Raw genomic sequence first — 23,820 nt, 5'->3', positions numbered from 1 at the left:
CGCATATCCTTTCTTACTTTTGAATCAAATAGCGAATGGTCGGGCCATCCTGCTGGATATCCAGCACCGTGTACCCATGGTTTTTGGCATCCAGCGGTATATTGTTGATGGACTGCGGGCAGTCGCTGACCACCTCCAGTATTTCGCCTTTCTTAAGCTGCGGTAACGCTTCAAGCGTAGCAACCGCCGGATAAGGGCAGGGTTCACCGACCATATCAAGACGGTAATCAGGCACAATCTGTTTCATGCAGCGTTCTCCTGCGTTTCTGTTTTGACACTCCCACGGCGGAAGAAACGTTTCTCCTGCGCGACAACCAGTAAAAACGCGACCAGCAGCAGGGCATAGGTGACCAGCAGGCCGCCGAGAGGCCCGAAGGTGTTCAGCAGGTTGACCTTGTCCCAGTTCGTGGCGAGCGCCGGGGACAGGTCGTCCCAGAAGTACGCCAGGAGCGTCGAGCCGATAACATTTCCCAGACCCACCCACCAGTAATGCACCTGACCTTCAACGGCGCGATACATCCAGCCGGTTTCACACCCGCCAGCCAGCACAATCCCGAAGCCAAACAGCAGGCCGCCAATTACCGCGTTAGGGCCGGCCCACATGATTTTGGGTTCGACGCCTAACTGCACATAGCTGAAGATGCCGATGGCGCTGACCGCCATCCCGGCGATAATCGCTTTCGCCATCATCGTGCGCCCGGTGATCCACATATCGCGAAACGCGGAGGTAAAGCAGATCTGCGCGCGTTCAATCAGCAGACCAAAACCCACACCGAACAGCATCGCCAGACCGAGTTTGGGCTGGTTCAGGGCCGTGCAGAGCGCCCATGCCACCATCGCAAAAAAGACCAGCATTCCGAGGCGGAAACGGCGACGCGCCTGCGAGGGCTTTTGCGTAAGCGGCGACGCGGCGCTCACTTTGACCATTTTGACGGGAATACGGAACAGCGGAAGAAGGGTAAATTTTGCGCCAAAGTAAGAGCCGATCGCTGTAGCAACAGCAAAGAACCAGGCATGGAGCGAAAATTGCGGGATCCCGGTAAAGAAGGCGGCAAGGTTGCAGCCCATTGCCAGGCGCGCGCCGAATCCGGCAATCATGCCGCCGACAATTGCCTGCAAAATACGAATCCGGCTTTTAGGCAGCCTGAGCTTTACGTTGTTTGCCCACAGTGCGGCGGCAAAACAGCCCCCGAACATGCCGATGATCATCATCCCGTCAATGCGGGTTAGCGGCGTGCCGTCGAGATGGATGAGTTTGAAGTAACCCCACGCTTCGGTATGCACGCCAGCGAGTTGCAGCAGTTGCCCACCCCAGCGGGTAAACTCGCCGGTCACGGCCCAGAAGGTACCGGTGATGCCGAAATAATAAGTAGAGAGAATGCCAGCGGCGATAACGGCTGGAACAGGTGACCAGAACTTAACCAGGTAAGTCTGTTTGAAGGATTGCCATGACATGAATAAGCCTCTGAACTCAGAAGGATTAAAGATAAAAAAGAGTCCAGATCATACGCTTACATGACCGTTTGAAAAGCCATTCACACCGAAAATATCGACAGGATCAATTTTGATGTAATCCTTTGTAGATAGCGCGGAAGGAAGGGTAACCGTCTGGCAGGGATGCCAGACGGTGGATGGGTCAGGATTTACGCGTCGCGGCCTTCATGGCGCTGACGAACGTTTTCAGCTCGGCCAGCATCTGCTCTGGCTTGTCCACGTTCTTCTCGATGATCCTCACAATCGCGGAGCCGGAAATGGCACCTGCCGCCTTCGCGTCAATCGCCGCGGTGACCTGATCCGGAGATGAAATGCCGAAGCCCTGCAGCGGTGGTGCGGCGTGATATTCAGCTAGCTTTTCCACCAGATGATGCAGAGGCAGCGCCGCTTTGTTCTCCGCACCGGTCACACCCGCGCGGGAGAGCAGGTAGGTATAACCGCGTCCGTAGGAGGCAATCTGGCGCAGCAGTGCGTCATCCGCATTTGGCGGGCAGATGAAGATCGGGGCCACATTATGGCGCATCGCTGCCTGGCGGAACGGTGCGGACTCTTCAACCGGCACGTCGGCTACCAGTACCGAGTCGACGCCCACCCGCGCGCACTCGGCATAAAATTCGTCGATTCCGCGGTTGAATACCAGGTTGGCGTACATCAGCAGACCAATCGGAATGCTCGGGTGCTTCTGGCGGATCGCGGCCAGCATCTCGAAGCACTGGGTTGGCGTCACGCCTGCGGCAAAGGCGCGCAGCGTCGCGTTCTGAATGGTTGGGCCATCGGCCAGTGGGTCAGAGAACGGGATCCCCAGCTCCAGCGCATCGGCACCGGCTTCAATCAGGGTGTCGATAATCTTCAGCGACTGCTCCGGGCCCGGATCGCCCAGGGTGACGAAGGGAACGAACGCGCCTTCCTGGCGGGATTTCAGCTCTGCAAATACGTTATCGTAGCGTTCCATCAGATTTCCCCTCGTGCTTTCAGAATATCGTGAACGGTGAAGATATCTTTGTCACCGCGACCGGAAAGGTTTACCACCAGCAGTTGCTCTTTTTCCGGGTTTTCTTTCATCATTTTCAGCGCGTGCGCCAGGGCATGCGAAGACTCCAGCGCCGGGATGATCCCTTCGCTGCGACACAGCGTTTTGAACGCTTCAAGGGCTTCGTCATCGGTAATGGAAACGTAATCCGCGCGACCGGTGCTGTTCAGGAATGCATGCTGGGGCCCGACGGACGGGAAGTCCAGACCGGCAGAAATGGAGTACGACTCTTCAATCTGGCCTTCATCGGTCTGCATCATCGGCGCTTTCATGCCGAAGTAGATGCCCACGCGGCCATGCTTCAGCGGCGCTCCGTGCTCGCCGGTTTCGATGCCGTGGCCAGCAGGCTCCACGCCAATCAGGCCGACGTTCGTTTCGTCGATAAAATCAGCGAACATGCCGATAGCATTAGAGCCGCCCCCCACGCAGGCGATAACGGCATCCGGCAGGCGGCCCTCTTTTTCGAGGATCTGCGCTTTGGTCTCTTCGCCGATCATACGCTGGAATTCGCGGACAATCGTCGGGAACGGATGCGGACCCGCAGCGGTACCCAGCATGTAATGTGCGGTCTCATAACTGCCAGACCAGTCGCGCAGCGCTTCGTTACAGGCATCTTTCAGCGTGGCGGAGCCGCTGTGCACCGGGATCACTTCAGCACCCATCAAACGCATACGGAAAACGTTCGGCGACTGACGCTCAACGTCTTTCGCACCCATGTAGATGCGGCATTTCAGGCCGAGCAGGGCGCTGGCGAGCGCAGAGGCTACGCCATGCTGGCCTGCGCCGGTTTCTGCGATGATTTCGGTTTTGCCCATCCGCTTCGCGAGCAGCGCCTGACCCAGCACCTGGTTGGTTTTATGGGCGCCGCCGTGCAGCAGGTCTTCACGCTTGAGATACAGCGTGGTTTTGGTGCCTTCGGTCAGATTGCGGCATTTGGTCAGTGCCGTTGGACGGCCTGCATAGTTTTTCAGCAGATCGGTAAATTCAGCCTGAAACGCCGGATCTTTCTGCGCGCTGACAAAGGCTTCTTCCAGCTGGCGCAGTGCGGGCATCAGGATTTGCGGGACGTACATCCCACCAAACTCACCAAAATACGGGTTAAGTAATGTCGTCATCTTCTCTTCCTTAATATGCACGCAGAGTTTTAAATACGGAGGCCAGTTTGCTGGCATCTTTTATGCCGGGCTGGGACTCTACGCCTGAATTGAAATCGAGGCCCGCGCAGCCCATTTTGGCAGCTTCCACGCAGTTATCCGGGCTTAAACCCCCCGCCAGCAGGACGTTGTCCAGCTTTTCACCGTTCAGCAGTGACCAGTCAAATCGCTGGCCCGTGCCGCCCTGGCCGTTGTCGAGGACGTATTTGTCCACATGGCTCAGGTTTCGCGCGGGTAACGTCTTATCGACGCGTTGTGCTTTCCAGATTTGCACCTGCGGTGCCAGCGCGGCGCGCAGGTCATTGATATACGCCTGATCCTCATCACCATGGAGCTGTACCGCGCTCAGCGATAACGCGTCGGTTTTCGCCGCAACGTCGGCGATGTCCGCATTACGGAAGACGCCGACATAGCTGAGTGGAGCCGCGGCTATCACCTTACGCGCCTGCTCTTCGCTTATCGCGCGCGGGGAGGTCTCAACAAAAATCAGTCCGCCGTAAATGGCGCCCGCTTCATAGGCGGCCTGGGCGTCCTGCTCGCGGGTTAAGCCGCACACTTTGTTTTCACCGAGCAGCACCCGACGCACTGCCGCATTGAGATCGTCATGCGCCATCAGGGCGGAGCCAATCAGAAAACCGTTGGCAAAGTGGCTCAGCTCGCGCACCTGAGCGTAGCTGTTAATGCCAGACTCGCTGATAACGGTTACGCCGGAACCCAGTCGCGGCGCCAGCTGGCGCGTGCGGTTTAGGTCGATGGACAGATCGCGCAGATCGCGGTTGTTAATCCCGACCACTTTGGCCCCGAGCGCGATGGCGCGTTCCAGCTCCTCTTCGTTGCTTACTTCGGTCAGCACGCCCATGTTCAGGCTGTGGGCCACGGCAGCAAGCTGGCGATACTGTTCGTCATCCAGAACCGAGAGCATCAGCAGGCAGGCATCCGCCTGATAGAAACGCGCCAGCCAGATCTGATACGGGTCAATAATAAAGTCTTTGCACAGGATCGGCTGCGGCGCGATGCCGCTGACGATCGGCAGAAAATCGAAGCTGCCCTGGAAATATTTCTCATCCGTCAGCACGGAGATAGCGGACGCATGATGCTTATAAATACCGGCAATACGTGCCGGGTCGAAATCGTCACGGATAACGCCTTTAGACGGGGACGCTTTTTTGCACTCAAGAATAAATGCGGTGCGCGCACCCTGCAGGGCGTCATAGAAACGACGGCTGCTCGGAACGACGTCATTCTGAAAACTGGCAAGCGGCTGCTGTTGCTTGCGGGCTTCCACCCAGATGGCCTTATCGGCAACGATTTTCGCTAAAACGGTCTGCATTCTTTACCCTCTTGCCGCAAGTGCGGTAACGCGATCGTAAGCTGCACCGGAGCGCAGTACATCCAGAACTTTTTGAACGTTGGCCTTCAGGTCTTCCTCGCCGTGCAAACGCATCAGCATGGCGACGTTGGCAGCAACGGCGGCCTCATGGGCGACCTCTCCCTTACCTTGTAATAAGCGCGTCAGAATGTCACGGTTTTCTTCCGGCGTACCGCCTGCCAGCGCCTCCTGGTGATACGGGGTTAAACCAAAGTCAGCAGCTTCCAGCTGGTAGCTCAGGATTTCGCCGTCACGCAGTTCGGCCACCAGCGTAGGGGCATGCAGCGACACTTCATCCATCCCGCCGCTGTGTACTACGGCAGCCCGTTGATAACCGAGCACGCGCAGCGTCTCAGCAATCGGCAGAACCAGCTCCGGGCTGTAGACGCCAATCAGCGCCAGTGGCGGGTGCGCCGGGTTGATCAGTGGACCGAGCACGTTAAACAGCGTGCGGGTTTTGAGCTGCTGACGAACCGGCATCGCGTGGCGGAAACCGGTGTGGTATTTCGGCGCAAACAGGAAGCAAACGCCCAGGTCATCCAGCGCTTCACGGGAACGTTCGGCGTTCATATCGAGATTAATGCCGAATGCCGCGAGCAAATCCGACGATCCGGAGCGGCTGGAAACGCTGCGGTTACCGTGTTTCGCCACTTTTAAACCACACGCCGCCGCCACAAAGGCGCTGGCGGTAGAGATATTGATACTGTTACTGCCATCACCGCCGGTACCAACGATATCCGCAAACGGATAGTCGGGGCGCGGGAACGGGGCGGCATTCTCCAGCAGAGCCGTGGCGGCGCCCGCAATCTCCTGCGGGCTTTCGCCACGCACTTTCATGCTCACCAGCGCAGCCGCCAGCTGTTCAGGCTTCAGCTCACCGCGAACCACGGCAGAGAAAAGCTGGTGGCTCTCCTGCTGGCTCAGGGTTTGTGCCTGGTACAGTTTTTCCAGAATCGGTTGCAGGGTGTTAGTCTGCTCCAGTTTTTGCAACGCCCAGTCCAGGGTCTGTTCCAGCAGACGGGCACCGTGTGAGGTCAGGATCGATTCCGGATGGAACTGCATACCACAGACGCGGTCGGCATCGTGACGCACCGCCATCACCATCCCTTCAAACGAGGCGTTAATGGTCAGCCCGGCAGGAATGTTGCTTCCGACCAGCGAGTGGTAGCGTGCCACCGGGAGCGGGTTCGGCAACCCGGCAAACATTGCCTGGCCGTCATGTTCGATGCTGGACGCTTTACCGTGCAGGATTTCACCCGCCTGACCGACGTAGCCGCCATAGGCTTCCACAATCGCCTGATGACCGAGGCAGATGCCGATAATCGGCAGCTTGCCGCGCATGCGGGTTAGCAGCTCCGGCATACAGCCCGCTTCACTCGGTGCGCCAGGGCCCGGGGAGAGCATCAGCACCGGGTTTTGCATGGTAGCCAGACGGTCAATCAGGGTCTGTGCCGGGACGTGGTTACGATAGATAACAACGTTATGTCCATTCGCACGCAGCTGATCTGCCAGGTTATAGGTAAATGAGTCGATGTTATCGAGCAGCAGAATGTCAGCCATCAGAAAATCTCCTGTGCATGATGTGCGGTAGCAATGGCGCGAAGGACCGCACGCGCTTTACTGCGTGTTTCGTCAGCTTCAGACTGCGGAACAGAATCAAGAACAATCCCGGCACCCGCCTGTACGGTGGCGATACCGTCTTCGACGTAAGCGGAGCGGATAACGATGCAGGTATCCAGATCGCCATGGGCGGTGAAATAGCCCACTGCGCCGCCATAGCTGCCGCGACGACGTCCTTCGGCGGCGGCAATCAGCTGCATGGCGCGCACTTTCGGCGCACCGCTCAGGGTGCCCATGTTCATGCAGGCGCGATAGGCATGCAGCACGTCGAGGTCATGGCGTAACTCACCGACCACGCGGGAGACCAGATGCATGACGAAGGAGTAACGGTCAACTTTGGTCAGGTCCGCCACGTAACGGCTGCCAGGGGTGCAAATGCGGGCCAGGTCGTTACGCGCCAGGTCAACCAGCATCAGATGCTCGGAGAGCTCTTTGTGGTCGGTACGCATTTCCAGTTCGATGCGGCTGTCGAGATCGCGATCCAGTGAACCGTCTGCGCGACGTCCGCGTGGACGGGTACCGGCGATCGGGTAGATTTCAATCTGGCGGCTGGTGGCGTCGTACTTCAGCGAGCTTTCCGGCGACGCGCCAAACAGGGTGAAATCGTTATCCTGCATAAAGAACATGTACGGGCTTGGGTTGCTCTTTTTCAGCACATCGTAGGCCGCCAGCGGCGACGGGCAGGGCAGAGAGAAGCGACGGGAAGGCACCACCTGGAAAATTTCCCCGGCGCGAATCGCTTTTTGCATCTGACGAACCACGGCACCGTACTGATCGTCGGTCTGGTTAACATCACAGGTCATTTTTTCCACGCGCTGCACCGGCAGCGCAGGCGGCGCTTCGGTCATCTGCTGCTGCAGCTGCATGATGCGGTGTTCGAGACGCTGCTTCTCTGAGGAAGACGGCGTGAACAGGCTTGCCTGAATGCGGGTATATTTTTTCTGATGGTCGATCACCAGCAAGGTTTCAGCCAGATAGAAGCAGTAATCCGGGCAGCGGTTACCCTGTTCGGTTTCTGGCAAATCTTCAAAACCGGCGACCAGGTCGTAAGCAAACAGTCCACCGAAGAACATCGCCTCGCGTTCATCTTCCGGTACAGTGACCAGATTTTGCAGCAGGCGGAAAGCATCAAAGACGGACAGGGAGCAGAGGCGCGCGTCTTCATCCAGCAGTTGGCTGACTGGCGGGAAGTGCAAAATACGCATTTCCGGATGACGTTCATTTTCAATGCCGGCAGGCAGAGTGGCATCCAGCAATGGCAGCAATGACGCACCATTCTCAGACAGCGCTTTGATGGTCACGGTGCTATCTAACGCCGTAATACGCAGCGCGCTGTCGACCAGCAGCAGGCTCTTCAGATCGTCCTTGCTGTCGATATCCGCCGACTCCAGCAGCAGTGTTGCCGGACGGGCACCGCATACCTGATGAAACAGCGCGGTAGGGTTGTGACGATAGACCGCCTCGCAGGTCAGCAGTTCGAGGTGTGGTTTGGCTGTTTGCATTATTGTGTTCTCATTTTCTGTTCAAAAAAAAGCCCGCTTAGTCGCGGGCTGGGTATCTGTTTGCATTTCGCAGACGCGTGACACTGCCCGATAATCAGGAAGTACGCCACCAACCGTGCAGAGTGCAATGTGCTGTCATTTTCAGATACCTTTCTCGTGTGAACTTGCGTACTAGTTAACTAGTTCGATGGCGTGTTGTCAACCCTTGATTTCAGAATTTCGTTTTAAGTCGGTATCATGGTGGTTTCGGATGTCTCCAACCTGTTATGGGAAGTGCTTTGAGCGATACCACCTACGCGATTATTTATGATTTACACAGCCATACTCAGGCCTCTGATGGCCTGCTGACACCCGAAGATCTGGTTCATCGTGCCGTTGAAATGCGTGTCGGCACGCTGGCGATAACCGATCACGATACGACAGATGCCATCCCGGCGGCGCGCGCCGAGATTGACCGCAGCGGACTGGCGCTGAATCTGGTGCCTGGCGTCGAGATCTCGACGGTCTGGGAAAACCACGAAATTCATATAGTTGGCCTGAACATCGATATAGACCATCCGGCACTTCGGGCCTTTTTGCAAGAACAAAAAGCACGCCGTCATCAGCGTGCTGAGATGATCGGCGAGCGGCTGGAAAAGGCGCATATTCCGGGCGCGCTGGAAGGCGCGCAGAAACTGGCGAACGGCGGGGCGGTCACGCGCGGCCATTTCGCCCGTTTTCTGGTTGAAGCAGGCAAGGCCACGACGATGGCGGATGTCTTTAAAAAGTATCTTGCACGGGGGAAAACCGGATACGTTCCGCCGCAGTGGTGTACAATAAAACAAGCTATTGATGTGATTCATCATTCTGGCGGTAAGGCCGTGCTGGCCCATCCGGGGCGGTATAATCTTTCTGCTAAATGGCTGAAAAGGCTGCTGGCGCACTTTGCCGAATGCGGTGGGGAAGCGATGGAAGTCGCCCAGTGTCAGCAGGCGCCCAATGAGCGTGCGCAGCTCGCGACCTATGCGCGTCAGTTCGGCCTGCTTGGGTCGCAGGGGTCTGATTTCCACCAGCCCTGCGCCTGGATTGAACTGGGGCGCAAGCTCTGGTTGCCCGCAGGCGTTGAGCCGGTCTGGCAGCTCTGGGAACAGCCGCAGCAAATTGAAGAGAGGGAAGTATGAGTCAGTTTTTCTATATCCATCCGGATAACCCGCAGCCGCGCCTGATTAATCAGGCCGTGGAGATCGTCCGCAAAGGCGGCGTGATTGTCTACCCAACCGATTCAGGCTATGCGCTGGGCTGCAAAATTGAAGATAAAGGGGCGATGGAGCGTATTTGCCGCATTCGCCAGCTGCCGGACGGCCATAACTTTACCCTGATGTGCCGCGATCTCTCCGAGTTGTCGACCTATGCTTATGTCGATAACGTGGCGTTTCGCCTGATCAAGAACAACACGCCGGGTAATTACACCTTCATCCTGAAAGGGACCAAAGAAGTGCCGCGTCGTCTGTTGCAGGAAAAACGTAAAACCATCGGTATGCGCGTGCCGTCGAACCCGATAGCGCAGGCGCTGCTGGAAACCCTCGGCGAGCCGATGCTTTCGACCTCACTGATGCTGCCGGGAAGTGAGTTTACGGAGTCGGATCCGGAAGAGATTAAAGATCGTCTGGAGAAGGTCGTTGAGCTGATTATTCACGGTGGCTATCTCGGACAGCAGCCAACCACCGTGGTCGACTTAACCGAAGACACGCCGGAAGTGATTCGTGAAGGCGTGGGCGATGTAAAGCCTTTCTTGTAATGGTATAAGCAGATATACTACGCGGCCATCAAAGCAGGGCGCGGCCCTTTTTTGACCTGATTCGACGCCTGTGAAGGCGACACCTGAGGAAGCTCAATGAGCGAGAAGTTACAGAAAGTGCTGGCGCGTGCCGGCCACGGCTCACGCCGTGAAATCGAAGCCATTATTGAAGCGGGCCGCGTGAGTGTGGACGGTAAAATCGCCACGCTGGGTGACCGCGTAGAAATCGTACCGGGGCTGAAGATCCGTATCGACGGTCATCTTATCTCCGTGAAAGAGTCCGCTGAGCAGATCTGCCGCGTGCTGGCTTACTATAAGCCGGAAGGCGAGCTGTGCACCCGCAATGACCCGGAAGGTCGCCCGACGGTGTTTGACCGTCTGCCAAAACTGCGTGGCGCTCGCTGGATTGCCGTCGGTCGTCTGGACGTGAACACCTGCGGTCTGCTGCTGTTTACCACCGACGGTGAGCTGGCAAACCGTCTGATGCACCCAAGCCGTGAAGTGGAACGTGAATACGCCGTGCGTGTCTTTGGCCAGGTTGATGAAAATAAACTGCGGGATCTGTCGCGTGGCGTTCAACTGGAAGACGGTCCTGCGGCGTTCAAAACCATCAAATTTACCGGTGGGGAAGGCATTAACCAGTGGTACAACGTAACCCTGACCGAAGGCCGTAACCGCGAGGTGCGTCGTCTTTGGGAAGCGGTCGGCGTCCAGGTTAGCCGTCTGATCCGCGTTCGCTACGGTGATATTTTGCTGCCAAAAGGCCTGCCTCGTGGGGGGTATACCGAACTGGATCTGACGCAAACGAACTATCTTCGTGAGCTGGTCGGCCTGACGCCAGAAACCACCTCGAAGGTGGCGGTGGAGAAAGATCGTCGTCGCATGAAGGCGAATCAGATCCGTCGTGCGGTGAAACGCCATAGCCAGGTGAACAATAATCGCCGCGCTGGCAGCCGCAATAACAACGGTTAAAAACAGAAGCCCGGTCACAGTGACCGGGCTTTTTTTAGTAATCAATCCCGATTTGCGCTTTGATACCTGCGTCAAAGGCATGCTTTACCGGACGCAGTTCGCTGACGGTATCGGCCAGCTCCAGAATATCCCGATGACAGCCGCGCCCCGTGATGATCACCGTCTGATGGACAGGCCGGTTCTTGAGGGCCGTCAGTACGGCGTCCAGCGGCAGATAATCGTAGGCGACCATGTAGGTGATCTCATCCAGCAGAACCATGTTCAGTGTGGGATCGGCCAGCATTCTTTTCGCGTGCTCCCAGACGGCGAGACAGGCTGCGGTATCGGTTTCCCGGTTCTGGGTGTTCCAGGTAAACCCGGTCGCCATTACCTGAAACTCTACGCCGTGAGGCTCAAGCAAGTTGCGCTCACCGTTGGGCCACTCGCCTTTAATAAACTGGATAACGCCGACTTTCTGCCCGTGGCCGACCGCACGGGTGGCGGTACCAAACGCGGCGGTGGTTTTCCCTTTACCGTTGCCGGTAAAAACGATGACGATCCCTCGCTCGTCCTGCGCGGCCGCGATGCGAGCGTCAACCTGTTCTTTCAGCCGCTGCTGGCGTTGCTGATGACGTTCTTCACTCATTGCGAAATTCCCGGCTTACGGCCCGGCTGGGCGTCAAAGGTCATCCCGGTTTTGCGGCGACTGTCGTCACCCATCAGCCAGAGATAAAGCGGCATGATATCGGCCGGAGTTTTTAGCTTCTGCGGATCTTCACTCGGGAAGGCGCTGGCGCGCATTTTGGTGCGCGTTCCACCCGGATTAATGCAGTTTACGCGCAGATGACGGCTCTGATACTCCTCCGCCAGCACCTGCATCATGCCTTCGGTCGCGAATTTTGATACGGCATAGGCGCCCCAATTCGCGCGCCCCTCCCGGCCAACGCTGGAGGAGGTGAAGACCAGCGAGCCAGAATCCGATTTGAGTAATAAAGGAAGCAGTGCCTGGGTCAGGAAAAACGTCCCGTTGACGTTGACCTGCATGACCTCCTGCCAGATCGCGGGATCCTGTTCATCCATCGGGCGAACCTCTCCAAGCAAACCGGCATTGTGCAGTACGCCGTCCAGTCGCGGGTAGTGCGTGCTGATGCGGTGAGCAAGCTCCTGACATGTCGCGAGGGTACAGGTGAGCAGATCCAGCGTGTACCAGCGGGCAGGAAGGCCACCTGTGGCTTCAATCTCCTGCGCCACCCCTTTCAGTTTTTCTTCGTTACGACCGATCAGGATGACGCTCGCGCCATACTCAGCGTAGGTCAGCGCCGCTTCACGGCCAATCCCATCGCTGGCCCCGGTGACAAGGATGATGCGGTTCTGCAGCAGATTTTTTTGCGGTTGATAATGCACGGTGACTCCTCGGCGCACGGTGATTCAGAGACGCCTTCTTTTATGACTTTTCGGCTTTATGCCCGAATTAGCATGAGAATTCAATCAGTCTACAGGACGCATTACTGTAAAATTAACAATTTGCAAATATTTAAACTCCAGATCGGGGATTCCTGAAGGCGGCTCGCAGAGGTAATGTCACGAGCGAGACGCATGGGCAGGGCTGTTGTACACTGCCGTGAAAGATTCGTGGTTAAATCAAGGTGGAACGCGTGGAATTACTTTCTCAATATGGGTTGTTTTTGGCCAAAATCGCAACGGTGGTGATTGCCATTGCGGTGGTTGCCGTTCTGATTGTTAACCTGACGCAGCGCAAGCGTCAGCGTGGGGAGTTACGCATCACCCGCCTGAGCGAGCAGTATCAAGAGATGCAGGAAGAGATGTCTCTGGCTCTGCTGGATACGCATCAACAGAAACTGTGGCACAAAGCGCAGAAGAAAAAGCATAAACAGGAAGCCAAAGCGGCGAAAGCAAAAGCTAAGCTCAATGCACCGCAGGATAAGGTCACGCCACGGGTTTACGTGCTCGATTTTAAAGGCAGCATGGATGCGCATGAAGTCGCGTCTTTGCGCGAAGAGGTCACTGCCGTGCTGGCCGTGGCGACACCGCAGGATCAGGTTGTCGTGCGTCTTGAAAGCCCGGGTGGCGTGGTTCACGGTTACGGACTGGCGGCGTCGCAGCTGCAGCGTTTGCGTGAAAAACAGATCCCATTGACCGTGGCCGTGGATAAAGTGGCGGCGAGCGGTGGCTATATGATGGCCTGCGTGGCGGATAACATTGTTGCCGCGCCGTTCGCCATTATTGGCTCGATCGGCGTGGTCGCGCAAATCCCGAACTTTAACCGCTTCCTGAAAAATAAAGAGATTGATATCGAACTTCACACGGCGGGTCAGTACAAACGTACCCTGACGCTGCTGGGGGAAAACACGGAAGAAGGGCGTCAAAAATTCCGTGAGGATCTCAATGAAACGCATCACCTGTTTAAAGATTTTGTGCACCGTATGCGCCCGACGCTGGATATCGAACAGGTGGCAACGGGTGAGCACTGGTACGGCGTCCAGGCGCTGGAGAAAGGGCTGGTGGATGCCGTTGGCACCAGTGACGATTTGCTGCTCAACCTGATGGACGGCCGTGAGCTGGTTGGGGTGCGCTTTACCCAGCGTAAGCGACTGCTTGACCGCTTTACCAACAGCGCGGCAGAGAGTGCGGACCGCCTGCTGCTCCGCTGGCTACAACGCGGTCAGAAACCGCTGCTGTAAACAAAAACGCGAGGCCTGTGCCTCGCGTTTTACCTTAATCGACCAGGTGATATTTCTCTGAAAGCGTATGCGCCAGGTATTTAAACATGTTAAACACGGCGGTGCTTTTCGGGGTCGGTAACCCCTGTTCGTCAAGGAAGTATTCACCGCTGAACACCAGCACGCCATTACGCTGCTCTACGCCGGTGGCTTCAATGCCCGCCAGCGTGTCTTCATGGTCACGGATAAGCTTGTTTGCTTCGATAAGCAGAGAGGCTCGGTCAATGGGTTGGGTCGTATTCTGCATAATCCACTCCTTAAACAGTGACAATAGTCTACGCCGGGGGCGCTTTGGGGGCAAATTTTCCCTGTATTGTGAGGGGATAAGGTGCGGGGCCCTGGCTGGCAGGATTTGCTTTTGCATGCTAATAAAGTTGCGTAACGAATTTTATCAGGTAGAGTGTGCGCTTTCGTCATTCTGGCAACAGAATTGCTTGACATTCGACCGGGAATTCGTCACGAATTACACGAGATGTGAGAAAAATACCCGAGAACTCAATCACCTGGGCGTGTTTTCTTTGATGCCCGGTAAGACAAAGGGGTTGATATCTCCTGACGCAGTCGCAATATCATTGGCTCGTCGTCAGCGGAAGGGAAATCAACATGCGGCGTATTCCTGGAAGAATTAAATTAGGTAAAGGTGAATATGGGTAAAGCTCTCGTCATCGTTGAGTCCCCGGCAAAAGCCAAAACGATCAATAAGTATCTGGGTAATGACTACGTGGTTAAGTCCAGCGTCGGTCATATCCGCGATTTGCCGACCAGTGGCTCAGCCAGCAAAAAGAGCGCAGACTCTACCTCCACCAAAGGGGCTAAAAAGCCTAAAAAGGATGAACGTAGCGCGCTTGTCAACCGCATGGGTGTTAACCCATGGCATAACTGGGATGCACACTATGAAGTGCTGCCAGGAAAAGAAAAAGTCGTTAACGAACTGAAGCAGCTGGCTGAAAAAGCAGACCACATCTATCTCGCAACCGACCTTGACCGCGAAGGGGAGGCCATTGCATGGCACCTGCGGGAAGTGATCGGGGGTGATGACAAACGCTACAGCCGTGTAGTGTTTAACGAAATTACGAAGAATGCGATTCGTCAGGCGTTTGAGAAGCCGGGCGAGCTGAATATTGACCGTGTCAACGCCCAGCAGGCGCGTCGTTTTATGGACCGCGTTGTGGGCTATATGGTCTCTCCACTGCTGTGGAAGAAGATTGCCCGTGGCCTGTCCGCAGGACGCGTGCAATCTGTTGCCGTGCGCCTGGTCGTTGAGCGTGAGCGCGAAATTAAAGCCTTCGTGCCGGAAGAGTTCTGGGAAGTGGACGCCAGCGTGACCACGCCGGGCGGAGACGCGCTGCCGCTGCAGGTCAGCCATCAGAACGACAAGCCTTTCCGTCCAGAAAACCGCGACCAGACCATGGCCGCCGTGGCGCTGCTGGAAAAGGCTCGCTATCAGGTACTGGAACGCGAAGACAAACCGACCAGCAGCAAGCCTGGGGCGCCGTTTATTACCTCCACGCTGCAACAGGCGGCAAGTACCCGTCTGGGTTACGGCGTGAAGAAAACCATGATGATGGCCCAGCGCTTGTATGAAGCGGGTTACATCACCTATATGCGTACTGACTCAACTAACCTGAGCCAGGACGCGGTTAACATGGTGCGTGGCTATATCAGTGACAATTTCGGCAAGAAATACCTGCCGGAAACTGCCAACCAGTTCGCCAGCAAAGAGAATTCTCAGGAAGCGCACGAAGCAATTCGTCCTTCTGATGTCTCTGTGTTAGCCGAATCGCTGAAGGATATGGAAGCGGACGCGCAGAAGCTGTATCAGCTGATCTGGCGTCAGTTCGTGGCGTGTCAGATGACGCCAGCGCAGTACGATTCCACCACGCTGACCGTCGGCGCGGGGGATTTTCGTCTCAAGGCGCGCGGTCGCATCCTGCGCTTCGACGGCTGGACGAAAGTGATGCCTGCGCTGCGTAAAGGCGATGAAGACCGGACGCTGCCTGCGGTGAACAAAGGGGACGAACTCTCTCTGGTCGAGCTGATCCCGGCTCAGCACTTCACCAAACCACCTGCGCGCTTTAGCGAAGCCTCACTGGTAAAAGAGCTGGAAAAACGCGGTATTGGCCGTCCGTCAACCTACGCGTCCATCATCTCGACGATTCAGGACCGTGGTTACGTACGCGTTGAAAACCGTCGTTTCTATGCGGAAAAAATGGGGGAGATCGTCACCGATCGCCTGGAAGCCAACTTCCGCGAGTTGATGAACTACGATTTCACCGCGCAAATGGAAGACAGCCTCGATCAGGTTGCCAGCCATCAGGCAGAGTGGAAAAAAGTACTCGATAGCTTCTTCAGTGACTTTACCGACCAGCTTGAAAAAGCGGAGAAAGATCCTGAAGAGGGCGGCATGCTGCCTAACCAGATGGTCCTGACCAGCATCGACTGCCCAACCTGTGGCCGCAAGATGGGGATTCGCACCGCAACGACGGGTGTATTCCTCGGCTGCTCCGGCTATGCGCTGTCGCCAAAAGAGCGCTGCAAAACCACCATCAACCTGGTGCCTGAGAATGAAGTTCTCAACGTGCTGGAAGGTGATGATGCAGAAACCAACGCCCTGCGTGCCAAACGCCGCTGCAAAAAATGCGGCACGGCAATGGACAGCTACCTGATCGATCCAAAACGTAAATTGCACGTCTGCGGTAACAACCCAACGTGTGATGGCTATGAGATCGAAGAGGGTGAGTTCCGCATTAAAGGCTATGACGGTCCGATTGTGGAGTGCGAGAAATGTGGTTCTGAAATGCACCTGAAAATGGGGCGTTTCGGGAAGTACATGGCCTGCACCAACGACGAGTGTAAAAACACGCGCAAAATTCTGCGTAACGGTGAAGTGGCTCCGCCGAAGGAAGACCCGGTTCCGCTGCCAGAGTTACCATGTGAGAAGTCCGATGCCTATTTCGTACTGCGTGATGGCGCTGCAGGGGTTTTCCTTGCAGCCAACACGTTCCCGAAATCGCGCGAAACTCGCGCGCCGCTGGTGGAAGAGTTACACCGTTTCCGCGATCGTCTGCCTGAGAAACTGCGTTACCTGGCCGATGCGCCTCAGCAGGATCCGGAAGGCAACAAAACTGTGGTACGTTTTAGCCGTAAAACGAAGCAACAGTATGTGGCGGCAGAGAAAGAGGGTAAAGCGACCGGATGGTCAGCCTTCTTTGTCGATGGCAAATGGGTTGAAGGCAAGAAATAATCTTCCCTTACCGTAACTTACCTGCAAAAGGGCCGGATTTCCGGCCCTTTTTTATTGCCTTGTTATTATTTTTTGTTCCGTACTATACAGTCAGGCTATAAATGATATAGTGGTTATAGTTAACCTGTTTCTTATTATTAAATCGTCTTAAGCGATTGACCGCATGCGCTAAATCGGATGGTCTGGCATGAAATTACAGCAGCTTCGTTATATCGTTGAGGTGGTGAATCACAACCTTAACGTCTCTTCTACCGCCGAGGGTTTGTATACCTCGCAACCGGGTATCAGCAAACAAGTTCGTATGCTGGAGGACGAGTTAGGTATCCAGATATTTGCCCGCAGCGGTAAGCACCTGACACAGGTGACGCCTGCAGGGCAGGAAATCATCCGTATTGCGCGGGAAGTCCTCTCCAAAGTCGATGCGATTAAGTCTGTGGCCGGGGAACACACCTGGCCGGATAAAGGCTCGCTGTATATCGCCACGACGCATACCCAGGCTCGCTATGCGCTTCCGGGTGTGATTAAGGGCTTTATCGAGCGTTATCCACGCGTCTCGCTGCATATGCATCAGGGCTCGCCAACGCAAATTGCGGAGGCGGTATCGAAAGGTAATGCGGACTTTGCTATCGCAACGGAGGCGCTGCACCTGTATGACGATCTGGTAATGCTTCCATGCTACCACTGGAACCGTTCCATTGTGGTCACCCCTGATCACCCGCTGGCGGGTAAAGGGTCGGTGACGATCGAAGAGCTGGCGCAATATCCTTTAGTGACCTACACGTTTGGTTTTACCGGGCGCTCGGAGCTCGATACGGCGTTTTACCGGGCAGGATTAACGCCGCGTATTGTCTTTACCGCAACCGATGCCGACGTGATTAAGACCTATGTCCGGCTGGGGCTGGGGGTAGGCGTTATCGCCAGCATGGCGGTCGATCCGGTGTCAGACCCTGACCTGGTACGCCTTGATGCGCACGATATTTTCAGCCATAGCACCACAAAAATTGGGTTCCGTCGCAGCACCTTCCTGCGTAGCTATATGTATGATTTTATTCAGCGCTTTGCCCCGCATTTAACGCGTGATGTGGTGGATACCGCCGTTGCATTACGCTCAAATGAAGATATTGAAGAGATGTTTAAAGATATCAAACTCCCGGCAAAATAATCACACCCGGTATCTTTCCCCTGCGGAAAGATACCGAAATAACCCCTCAAAGCTAAATTAGAATTATCATCATCTACCCTCCCTGCCATATAATGTCATTAGCCTTTTATTTTGTATGGTTTTAATGTCGTGAATTGGCGACAAAAGTAGAAACTATTTAACGGCTTCGCAAATTTTTCTTTTCAATTATTTATTTCTGGTCAAAAGATTGAATATTTCATACCTACCGATGCGTAAATTCACTGGCTTTTCGGCTAAAGTTTCTTTAGGATTTATCTCAACAGATGATTAATTGTACCAATTGTTTGGTCCTAAATGATAAGCGATGTCGATTGTATGAGGTTAGCAATGCCTTCAGGAAGTGAAGAACCGCAAAGGGATCCTGCGCTCAAGCGTAAAGCCTGGCTGGCGGTCTTTCTCGTCTCCGCCCTGTTTTGGGTGGCTGTTGCTCTCCTGGCCTGGAAATATTGGGGTTAAATATGGCAGTGACGGTTCGTACAGCTTCGGTGAAACAGATGTGTCAGCATCGTGACAATGGCCACAGAGGGCGTAAAGCACCGGTGACGGTTGTCCCCGCGTCCTGGAAACTGACGCCGCAGCAACAAGCGTTTATTGATGTGTTCGCAGAAGACGAACCCAAAAAACAATAATTTAGTTTATTGCGTAACGATGCAAATAGTCTGAATAAGACTCTGCACCTTTGTACTCTTTAATAAATACACATCAGCAATATAGCGCTGAGGACAAACCTCGGAACTTTTTATAAATAATGCCTGGTGTCCCTATGATGAATAACATGACGTCTCACAAATACTGGTCATGGATCGGCGTTTTTACCGTGTCGATTCTGTTCTGGAGCCAACTCATCTGGCTGGCCCTAAGCTAAATTGTAAAACCTCGCTACGGCGGGGTTTTTTGTTTTTTCCTTTCTGGACCAGTCCGAAATTTATCAATTTGGGTTGTTATCAAAACGTTACGACATCTTTGTGTTATCTTTAATTACAGCCCTGATGATTGTCGGGACATCTCTGTGATTAAGGAGGAGCTTATGTCGTTAACCCTACGCGAAGCCAGTAAGGATACATTACAGGCAGAATATAAAACCTGGCATTACTACAGCCTGCCGCTGGCTGCCAGAACGCTTGGGGACATTTCGCGTTTACCCAAGTCATTGAAAGTTTTACTTGAAAATCTCCTGCGCTGGCAGGATGGTGACTCCGTTACCCTCGAAGATATTCAGGCACTGGCAGGGTGGCTCAAGAATGCCCATGCCGACAGAGAAATCGCCTACCGCCCGGCAAGGGTCCTGATGCAGGACTTTACCGGCGTTCCTGCGGTGGTTGATTTAGCCGCCATGCGCGAGGCCGTTAAGCGCCTCGGGGGTGACACGGCAAAAGTGAATCCACTCTCCCCGGTTGATCTCGTCATCGACCACTCCGTCACCGTGGATCGCTTCGGCGATGACGATGCCTTTGGCGAGAACGTGCGACTGGAAATGGAGCGTAACCACGAGCGCTACGTCTTTCTGAAGTGGGGACAGCAGGCGTTCAGCCGGTTTAGCGTGGTCCCGCCAGGTACCGGTATTTGTCACCAGGTGAACCTTGAGTACCTGGGTAAAGCCGTCTGGAGCGAATTGCAGGATAAAGAGTGGGTGGCTTACCCGGACACGCTGGTAGGCACGGACTCGCATACCACCATGATCAACGGTCTGGGTGTGCTGGGCTGGGGCGTAGGCGGTATTGAAGCGGAAGCCGCTATGCTCGGCCAGCCGGTCTCTATGCTCATCCCTGATGTGGTGGGCTTCAAGCTGACCGGCAAGTTGTCCGAAGGCATTACCGCCACCGATCTGGTGCTCACCGTCACCCAGATGCTGCGTAAGCACGGCGTGGTGGGCAAGTTTGTTGAATTCTACGGCGACGGACTGGATTCGCTGCCGCTGGCCGACCGCGCCACCATCGCCAACATGGCGCCGGAATATGGCGCGACCTGCGGCTTTTTCCCTATCGATGACGTCACGCTGGAATATATGCGTCTCAGTGGCCGCAGCGAAGAGCAGGTGGCGCTGGTAGAGGCGTATACCAAAGCCCAGGGGATGTGGCGAAATCCGGGTGATGAGCCAGTATTTACCAGCACCCTGGAACTGGACATGGGAACGGTAGAGGCGAGCCTCGCCGGGCCTAAACGTCCTCAGGATCGCGTCGCACTGACCGATGTGCCGAAAGCGTTTACCGCCAGCAATGAGCTGGAGGTGAACGTGGCGAAGAAAGACCATCGTCCAGTCGACTATGTTCTGAGCGGTCATCAGTATCAGCTTCCGGACGGCGCGGTGGTGATTGCCGCCATTACCTCCTGCACCAACACGTCGAACCCCAGCGTATTGATGGCTGCCGGTTTGCTGGCAAAAAAAGCGGTCGAGCTTGGGCTCAAACCCCAGCCGTGGGTCAAGGCCTCGCTGGCACCGGGCTCCAAGGTGGTGTCGGATTACCTCGCTCAGGCCAAACTGACGCCGTATCTCGACGAACTGGGCTTTAATCTCGTGGGCTATGGCTGTACGACCTGTATTGGTAACTCCGGTCCGCTGCCTGAGCCCATTGAAACGGCGATTAAGCAGGGCGACCTGACGGTTGGCGCTGTGCTTTCCGGGAACCGCAACTTTGAAGGGCGCATTCATCCGCTGGTAAAAACCAACTGGCTTGCCTCGCCGCCGCTGGTGGTAGCTTATGCGCTGGCAGGGAATATGAATATCAATCTCGTGACCGATCCGATTGGTCACGATCGCAAGAATGACCCTGTTTATCTGAAAGATATCTGGCCATCCTCGCGGGAAATCGCGCTGGCCGTTGAAAAGGTCTCCACCGAGATGTTCCGCAAGGAGTATGCGGAAGTCTTTGAAGGCACGCCGGAATGGAAAGCCATTAACGTTGCAGGTTCGGATACCTATGACTGGCAGGATGACTCGACCTATATTCGTCTGTCGCCATTCTTTGATGAGATGCTGGCCGAGCCGGCGCCGCTCAAGGATATTCACGGCGCGCGCATCCTGGCGATGCTGGGGGATTCTGTCACGACTGACCATATCTCTCCGGCGGGGAGTATCAAAGCCGATAGCCCTGCAGGCCGGTATCTGCAAAGCCGTGGCGTAGAGCGCCGTGATTTTAACTCCTACGGTTCGCGCCGTGGTAACCATGAAATCATGATGCGCGGCACGTTTGCTAACATCCGTATTCGTAATGAAATGGTACCGGGGGTGGAAGGGGGCATGACGCGTCTTCTGCCGGGAACGGAAGTCGTTTCGATTTATGACGCGGCCGTCAAATATCAGCAGCAAGGTACGCCGCTGGCGGTGATCGCCGGGAAAGAGTACGGTTCTGGCTCAAGCCGTGACTGGGCAGCGAAAGGTCCGCGCCTGCTTGGCGTGCGCGTGGTTATCGCGGAATCGTTCGAACGTATTCACCGGTCGAATCTGATTGGCATGGGGATCCTGCCGCTTGAGTTCCCGCAGGGCGTGACGCGCAAAACCCTGGGCCTGACGGGGGAAGAGCAGATTGACATCAGCGGGCTGCAAAACCTGGCGCCGGGGAAAACGGTGCCGGTGAAATTAACGCGGGCAGACGGGAAAACCGAGGTGGTGGAATGCCGGTGTCGTATTGATACGGCCACCGAGCTGACCTATTACCAGAACGACGGCATTTTACATTATGTGATTCGTAAGATGCTGGACTGAGGAAAGAGCCCGGCCTGTGCCGGGCTTTTTTACATCACTCTTTGAGAAGATGGCCCATCTTGGCGGCTTTGGTATCGAGATAGTGGGCGTTTTTCGGGTTACGGCCGACAATCAGCGGAACACGCTCGACGATATTGATCCCCGCTTCGGTCAGGATCTCCACTTTTTTGGGGTTATTGGTCAGGAGTCGAACTTCATCCACGCCCAGCAGTTTGAACATATCGGCACACAGGGTGAAATCACGCTCATCAGCGGCGAAGCCGAGTTGATGATTCGCTTCAACCGTATCGTAGCCCTGGTCCTGAAGTGCGTAAGCGCGAATTTTATTCAGCAGACCAATATTGCGGCCTTCCTGACGGTGATAAAGCAGCACACCACGGCCTTCTTCAGCAATATGAGAGAGGGCCGCTTCCAGCTGGAAACCACAATCACAGCGCAGGCTGAACAGTGCATCGCCGGTAAGACACTCCGAATGTACACGGGACAGCACCGGCGTCTGCCCTGAAATGTCGCCATAAACCAGTGCGACATGATCCTGTCCGGTTGCCAGTTCTTCAAATCCGACCATCAGGAAATCGCCCCATGGGGTTGGCAGTTTGGCTTCTGCCACACGTTTAAGCTGCATGTGATTCTCCAGAGTAGGCTGACACGTTTCGTGTCCTGGCCCTGTTTTACTTTCTGTATCTGTTCATTTTGCCACAAGCCCGGCATGTTCGCCTAATGGGCGCCACGCTATATGAACGTTAAACGCACGATCCGACATCTCCACCCGGCGGATAAATTTCAGTTATGATTGTGACGCTTAGCGAAAAAGGAGAAGACATGCTTTCAATCGCCAGACGTACGGCAGCAGGTGCGGCCATTTTACTGATTATGCCTCTGGCCGTATGGGTTTCAGGCTGGATGTGGCAGCCCGGGCACAATACCGCGTGGCTGAAAACGTTATACTGGATTACGGAGACGGTGACCCAGCCGTGGGGAATCATTACCCACGTGCTTCTCTGTGCCTGGTTCCTCTGGTGCCTGCGCTTTCGTCTGCGCGCGGCGCTGATGTTGTTTGCGATCCTCGCGGGAGCAATCGTTATTGGCCAGGGCGTTAAGTCCTGGGTAAAAGATCGCGTTCAGGAGCCGCGACCTTTTGTCGTCTGGCTGGAAAAAGCACATCATATTCCTGTCGATGAGTTCTACACTTTAAAGCGTAAAGATCGCGGGGCGCTGGTAAAGGAACAGCTTTCGGAACAGCAGGATATCCCAAAGTTCTTGCGTAAACACTGGCAAAAAGAGACCGGGTTCGCGTTTCCTTCCGGTCACACCATGTTTGCGGCCAGCTGGGCATTACTGGGGGTCGGGCTGCTTTGGCCACGACGCCGGACGGTCACCATCGCGATTCTGCTGGTCTGGGCAACGGGGGTGATGGGGAGCCGCTTACTGCTGGGGATGCACTGGCCACGGGACCTGGTCGTCGCTACGCTTCTCTCATGGATGCTGGTGACGCTGGCGACCTGGCTTGCTGAACGCTTCTGCGGGCCGCTTACGCCACCGCCAGAAGAGAAACAAGAAATAGCCGAACGGGAGCAAAACGACGCCTGACGGTTGATATTCCGTATTTTGCCCATAAATCCATGACTGGCGCGTCACTTTTTCCGTTTCGCGCCCGTCACTAAAATGGTAGTTTATAAGGCTGATTGCGGTGAGTTGAACACACTTTATTCGCTTGAACCACATAACGGGAAGTAATGTGAAATATTTACTCATTTTCTTACTGGTCTTGGCGATTTTTGTCATTTCAGTCACATTGGGTGCGCAAAACGATCAACAGGTGACGTTTAACTATCTGCTGGCTCAGGGCGAGTATCGCGTGTCGAGCCTGCTGGCGGTCTTATTTGCTGCGGGTTTTGCCATCGGCTGGCTGGTTTGCGGTCTGTTCTGGTTGAAAGTCCGTGTCTCTCTTGCGCGCGCTGAACGTAAAATTAAACGACTCGAAAATAACATTGCGCCTGCGTCCGACGTGCCGGAAAGCTCTGGTGTGCCGGTCGTGAAGGAATAATCGAC

23 protein-coding genes and 1 other annotated feature are annotated in these 23,820 nt (G+C 55.3%); of the genes, 12 read left to right on the top strand and 11 right to left on the bottom strand.

Annotated features, from left to right (window positions below):
- Positions 1–13: 13 nt before the first annotated feature.
- The 7 genes from yedF to LDK53_RS12320 form a co-directional block, all read right to left on the bottom strand.
- Positions 14–247 (bottom strand): sulfurtransferase-like selenium metabolism protein YedF, encoded by a 234-nt coding sequence (gene yedF / locus LDK53_RS12350; RefSeq protein ID WP_025756570.1) that lies wholly within the window; start codon positions 245–247, stop codon positions 14–16.
- A complete protein-coding gene (gene yedE, locus LDK53_RS12345) occupies positions 244–1,455 on the bottom strand; it encodes a selenium metabolism membrane protein YedE/FdhT (protein ID WP_225287315.1) in 1,212 nt (403 codons plus the stop codon). The genes yedF and yedE overlap by 4 nt, the downstream gene beginning before the upstream one ends.
- A gap of 181 nt (positions 1,456–1,636) precedes the next feature.
- Complete coding sequence (gene trpA, locus LDK53_RS12340) at positions 1,637–2,446, bottom strand: tryptophan synthase subunit alpha (protein ID WP_225287314.1); 810 nt, start codon at positions 2,444–2,446, stop codon at positions 1,637–1,639.
- Positions 2,446–3,639, bottom strand: coding sequence for a tryptophan synthase subunit beta (gene trpB, locus LDK53_RS12335; RefSeq protein ID WP_047958829.1), 1,194 nt, complete (start codon positions 3,637–3,639; stop codon positions 2,446–2,448). Before trpB ends, trpA begins: the two co-directional genes overlap by 1 nt.
- 10 nt (positions 3,640–3,649) lie before the next feature.
- Entirely contained in the window at positions 3,650–5,008 is a 1,359-nt protein-coding gene (gene trpCF, locus LDK53_RS12330) for a bifunctional indole-3-glycerol-phosphate synthase TrpC/phosphoribosylanthranilate isomerase TrpF (RefSeq protein WP_025756574.1), read from the bottom strand.
- A 3-nt stretch (positions 5,009–5,011) separates the two neighbouring features.
- Entirely contained in the window at positions 5,012–6,607 is a 1,596-nt protein-coding gene (gene trpD, locus LDK53_RS12325; protein WP_008502806.1) for a bifunctional anthranilate synthase glutamate amidotransferase component TrpG/anthranilate phosphoribosyltransferase TrpD, read from the bottom strand.
- Positions 6,607–8,169, bottom strand: a complete 1,563-nt coding sequence (locus LDK53_RS12320; RefSeq protein ID WP_047958826.1) for an anthranilate synthase component 1 — start codon at positions 8,167–8,169, stop codon at positions 6,607–6,609. Before LDK53_RS12320 ends, trpD begins: the two co-directional genes overlap by 1 nt.
- Positions 8,170–8,192: 23 nt before the next feature.
- Positions 8,193–8,287, bottom strand: a sequence feature (Trp leader region).
- A 148-nt stretch (positions 8,288–8,435) separates the two neighbouring features.
- Between LDK53_RS12320 and rnm the strand changes: the two genes are divergently transcribed.
- The 3 genes from rnm to rluB all read left to right on the top strand — a co-directional run bounded on the left by rnm (position 8,436) and on the right by rluB (position 10,918).
- Positions 8,436–9,329, top strand: a complete 894-nt coding sequence (rnm, locus tag LDK53_RS12315; protein ID WP_225287313.1) for an RNase RNM — start codon at positions 8,436–8,438, stop codon at positions 9,327–9,329.
- A complete protein-coding gene (locus tag LDK53_RS12310) occupies positions 9,326–9,946 on the top strand; it encodes an L-threonylcarbamoyladenylate synthase (RefSeq protein WP_025756578.1) in 621 nt (206 codons plus the stop codon). Before rnm ends, LDK53_RS12310 begins: the two co-directional genes overlap by 4 nt.
- A gap of 96 nt (positions 9,947–10,042) precedes the next feature.
- The gene (gene rluB, locus LDK53_RS12305; protein WP_225287312.1) at positions 10,043–10,918 is read left to right on the top strand and encodes a 23S rRNA pseudouridine(2605) synthase RluB; all 876 of its coding nucleotides are present in this window, start codon (positions 10,043–10,045) and stop codon (positions 10,916–10,918) included.
- Between the two features lie 34 nt (positions 10,919–10,952).
- On the opposite strand, the gene cobO is transcribed toward rluB, so the two are convergent.
- Together cobO and LDK53_RS12295 are read right to left on the bottom strand one after the other, a co-directional pair.
- Positions 10,953–11,543 carry a cob(I)yrinic acid a,c-diamide adenosyltransferase gene (cobO, locus tag LDK53_RS12300; RefSeq protein WP_059387019.1) on the bottom strand — a complete coding sequence of 197 codons (591 nt, stop codon included), beginning with the start codon at positions 11,541–11,543 and terminating at the stop codon, positions 10,953–10,955.
- A complete protein-coding gene (locus tag LDK53_RS12295) occupies positions 11,540–12,301 on the bottom strand; it encodes a YciK family oxidoreductase (protein ID WP_225287311.1) in 762 nt (253 codons plus the stop codon). Before LDK53_RS12295 ends, cobO begins: the two co-directional genes overlap by 4 nt.
- A 251-nt stretch (positions 12,302–12,552) precedes the next feature.
- Here LDK53_RS12295 and sohB point away from each other — a divergent pair, with 251 nt between their 5' ends.
- The gene (gene sohB, locus LDK53_RS12290; RefSeq protein ID WP_225287310.1) at positions 12,553–13,599 is read left to right on the top strand and encodes a protease SohB; all 1,047 of its coding nucleotides are present in this window, start codon (positions 12,553–12,555) and stop codon (positions 13,597–13,599) included.
- A gap of 34 nt (positions 13,600–13,633) precedes the next feature.
- On the opposite strand, the gene LDK53_RS12285 is transcribed toward sohB, so the two are convergent.
- The gene (locus LDK53_RS12285; RefSeq protein ID WP_003856804.1) at positions 13,634–13,885 is read right to left on the bottom strand and encodes a YciN family protein; all 252 of its coding nucleotides are present in this window, start codon (positions 13,883–13,885) and stop codon (positions 13,634–13,636) included.
- 399 nt (positions 13,886–14,284) lie between these two features.
- Between LDK53_RS12285 and topA the strand changes: the two genes are divergently transcribed.
- The 6 genes from topA to acnA all read left to right on the top strand — a co-directional run bounded on the left by topA (position 14,285) and on the right by acnA (position 21,768).
- The gene (topA, locus tag LDK53_RS12280; RefSeq protein WP_025756584.1) at positions 14,285–16,882 is read left to right on the top strand and encodes a type I DNA topoisomerase; all 2,598 of its coding nucleotides are present in this window, start codon (positions 14,285–14,287) and stop codon (positions 16,880–16,882) included.
- A gap of 187 nt (positions 16,883–17,069) precedes the next feature.
- The gene (gene cysB / locus LDK53_RS12275; protein ID WP_225287309.1) at positions 17,070–18,044 is read left to right on the top strand and encodes an HTH-type transcriptional regulator CysB; all 975 of its coding nucleotides are present in this window, start codon (positions 17,070–17,072) and stop codon (positions 18,042–18,044) included.
- Between the two features lie 336 nt (positions 18,045–18,380).
- Entirely contained in the window at positions 18,381–18,521 is a 141-nt protein-coding gene (locus LDK53_RS12270; RefSeq protein WP_216689425.1) for a YmiA family putative membrane protein, read from the top strand.
- 2 nt (positions 18,522–18,523) lie between these two features.
- Positions 18,524–18,694, top strand: a complete 171-nt coding sequence (locus tag LDK53_RS12265) for a hypothetical protein (RefSeq protein WP_053060153.1) — start codon at positions 18,524–18,526, stop codon at positions 18,692–18,694.
- 137 nt (positions 18,695–18,831) lie between these two features.
- On the top strand, positions 18,832–18,930 hold the full coding sequence (gene ymiC, locus LDK53_RS12260; RefSeq protein ID WP_032672427.1) for a small membrane protein YmiC: 99 nt from the start codon (positions 18,832–18,834) through the stop codon (positions 18,928–18,930).
- A 162-nt stretch (positions 18,931–19,092) separates the two neighbouring features.
- Positions 19,093–21,768 carry an aconitate hydratase AcnA gene (gene acnA / locus LDK53_RS12255; protein ID WP_225287308.1) on the top strand — a complete coding sequence of 892 codons (2,676 nt, stop codon included), beginning with the start codon at positions 19,093–19,095 and terminating at the stop codon, positions 21,766–21,768.
- A 34-nt stretch (positions 21,769–21,802) separates the two neighbouring features.
- On the opposite strand, the gene ribA is transcribed toward acnA, so the two are convergent.
- Positions 21,803–22,393 (bottom strand): GTP cyclohydrolase II, encoded by a 591-nt coding sequence (gene ribA / locus LDK53_RS12250; RefSeq protein WP_008501210.1) that lies wholly within the window; start codon positions 22,391–22,393, stop codon positions 21,803–21,805.
- A 197-nt stretch (positions 22,394–22,590) separates the two neighbouring features.
- On the opposite strand from ribA, the gene pgpB reads away from it, so the two are divergent.
- Positions 22,591–23,358 (top strand): phosphatidylglycerophosphatase B, encoded by a 768-nt coding sequence (gene pgpB / locus LDK53_RS12245; protein ID WP_095440495.1) that lies wholly within the window; start codon positions 22,591–22,593, stop codon positions 23,356–23,358.
- A gap of 148 nt (positions 23,359–23,506) precedes the next feature.
- Complete coding sequence (locus LDK53_RS12240; RefSeq protein WP_025756587.1) at positions 23,507–23,815, top strand: LapA family protein; 309 nt, start codon at positions 23,507–23,509, stop codon at positions 23,813–23,815.
- The last annotated feature ends 5 nt before the right edge of the window (positions 23,816–23,820 follow it).

The sequence above is a fragment of the Enterobacter sp. K16B genome, from assembly GCF_020216105.1.
Lineage (GTDB): Bacteria > Pseudomonadota > Gammaproteobacteria > Enterobacterales > Enterobacteriaceae > Enterobacter > Enterobacter sichuanensis.
The sequence above is the reverse complement of the archived record's forward strand: the minus strand, read 5'-3'. Positions and strand labels throughout refer to the sequence as shown.

Bases quoted from the DNA above. Each gene is read 5' to 3' on its own strand.
- trpA (WP_225287314.1), bottom strand. From the start codon at position 2,446: ATGGAACGCTACGATAACGTATTTGCAGAGCTGAAATCCCGCCAGGAA.
- yedF (WP_025756570.1), bottom strand. From the start codon at position 247: ATGAAACAGATTGTGCCTGATTACCGTCTTGATATGGTCGGTGAACCC.
- trpD (WP_008502806.1), bottom strand. From the start codon at position 6,607: ATGGCTGACATTCTGCTGCTCGATAACATCGACTCATTTACCTATAAC.
- LDK53_RS12285 (WP_003856804.1), bottom strand. From the start codon at position 13,885: ATGCAGAATACGACCCAACCCATTGACCGAGCCTCTCTGCTTATCGAA.
- trpB (WP_047958829.1), bottom strand. From the start codon at position 3,639: ATGACGACATTACTTAACCCGTATTTTGGTGAGTTTGGTGGGATGTAC.
- acnA (WP_225287308.1), top strand. From the start codon at position 19,093: ATGTCGTTAACCCTACGCGAAGCCAGTAAGGATACATTACAGGCAGAA.
- rluB (WP_225287312.1), top strand. From the start codon at position 10,043: ATGAGCGAGAAGTTACAGAAAGTGCTGGCGCGTGCCGGCCACGGCTCA.
- yedE (WP_225287315.1), bottom strand. From the start codon at position 1,455: ATGTCATGGCAATCCTTCAAACAGACTTACCTGGTTAAGTTCTGGTCA.
- ymiC (WP_032672427.1), top strand. From the start codon at position 18,832: ATGAATAACATGACGTCTCACAAATACTGGTCATGGATCGGCGTTTTT.
- cobO (WP_059387019.1), bottom strand. From the start codon at position 11,543: ATGAGTGAAGAACGTCATCAGCAACGCCAGCAGCGGCTGAAAGAACAG.
- LDK53_RS12320 (WP_047958826.1), bottom strand. From the start codon at position 8,169: ATGCAAACAGCCAAACCACACCTCGAACTGCTGACCTGCGAGGCGGTC.
- LDK53_RS12270 (WP_216689425.1), top strand. From the start codon at position 18,381: ATGAGGTTAGCAATGCCTTCAGGAAGTGAAGAACCGCAAAGGGATCCT.
- pgpB (WP_095440495.1), top strand. From the start codon at position 22,591: ATGCTTTCAATCGCCAGACGTACGGCAGCAGGTGCGGCCATTTTACTG.
- LDK53_RS12310 (WP_025756578.1), top strand. From the start codon at position 9,326: ATGAGTCAGTTTTTCTATATCCATCCGGATAACCCGCAGCCGCGCCTG.
- cysB (WP_225287309.1), top strand. From the start codon at position 17,070: ATGAAATTACAGCAGCTTCGTTATATCGTTGAGGTGGTGAATCACAAC.
- trpCF (WP_025756574.1), bottom strand. From the start codon at position 5,008: ATGCAGACCGTTTTAGCGAAAATCGTTGCCGATAAGGCCATCTGGGTG.
- rnm (WP_225287313.1), top strand. From the start codon at position 8,436: ATGGGAAGTGCTTTGAGCGATACCACCTACGCGATTATTTATGATTTA.
- topA (WP_025756584.1), top strand. From the start codon at position 14,285: ATGGGTAAAGCTCTCGTCATCGTTGAGTCCCCGGCAAAAGCCAAAACG.
- LDK53_RS12265 (WP_053060153.1), top strand. From the start codon at position 18,524: ATGGCAGTGACGGTTCGTACAGCTTCGGTGAAACAGATGTGTCAGCAT.
- ribA (WP_008501210.1), bottom strand. From the start codon at position 22,393: ATGCAGCTTAAACGTGTGGCAGAAGCCAAACTGCCAACCCCATGGGGC.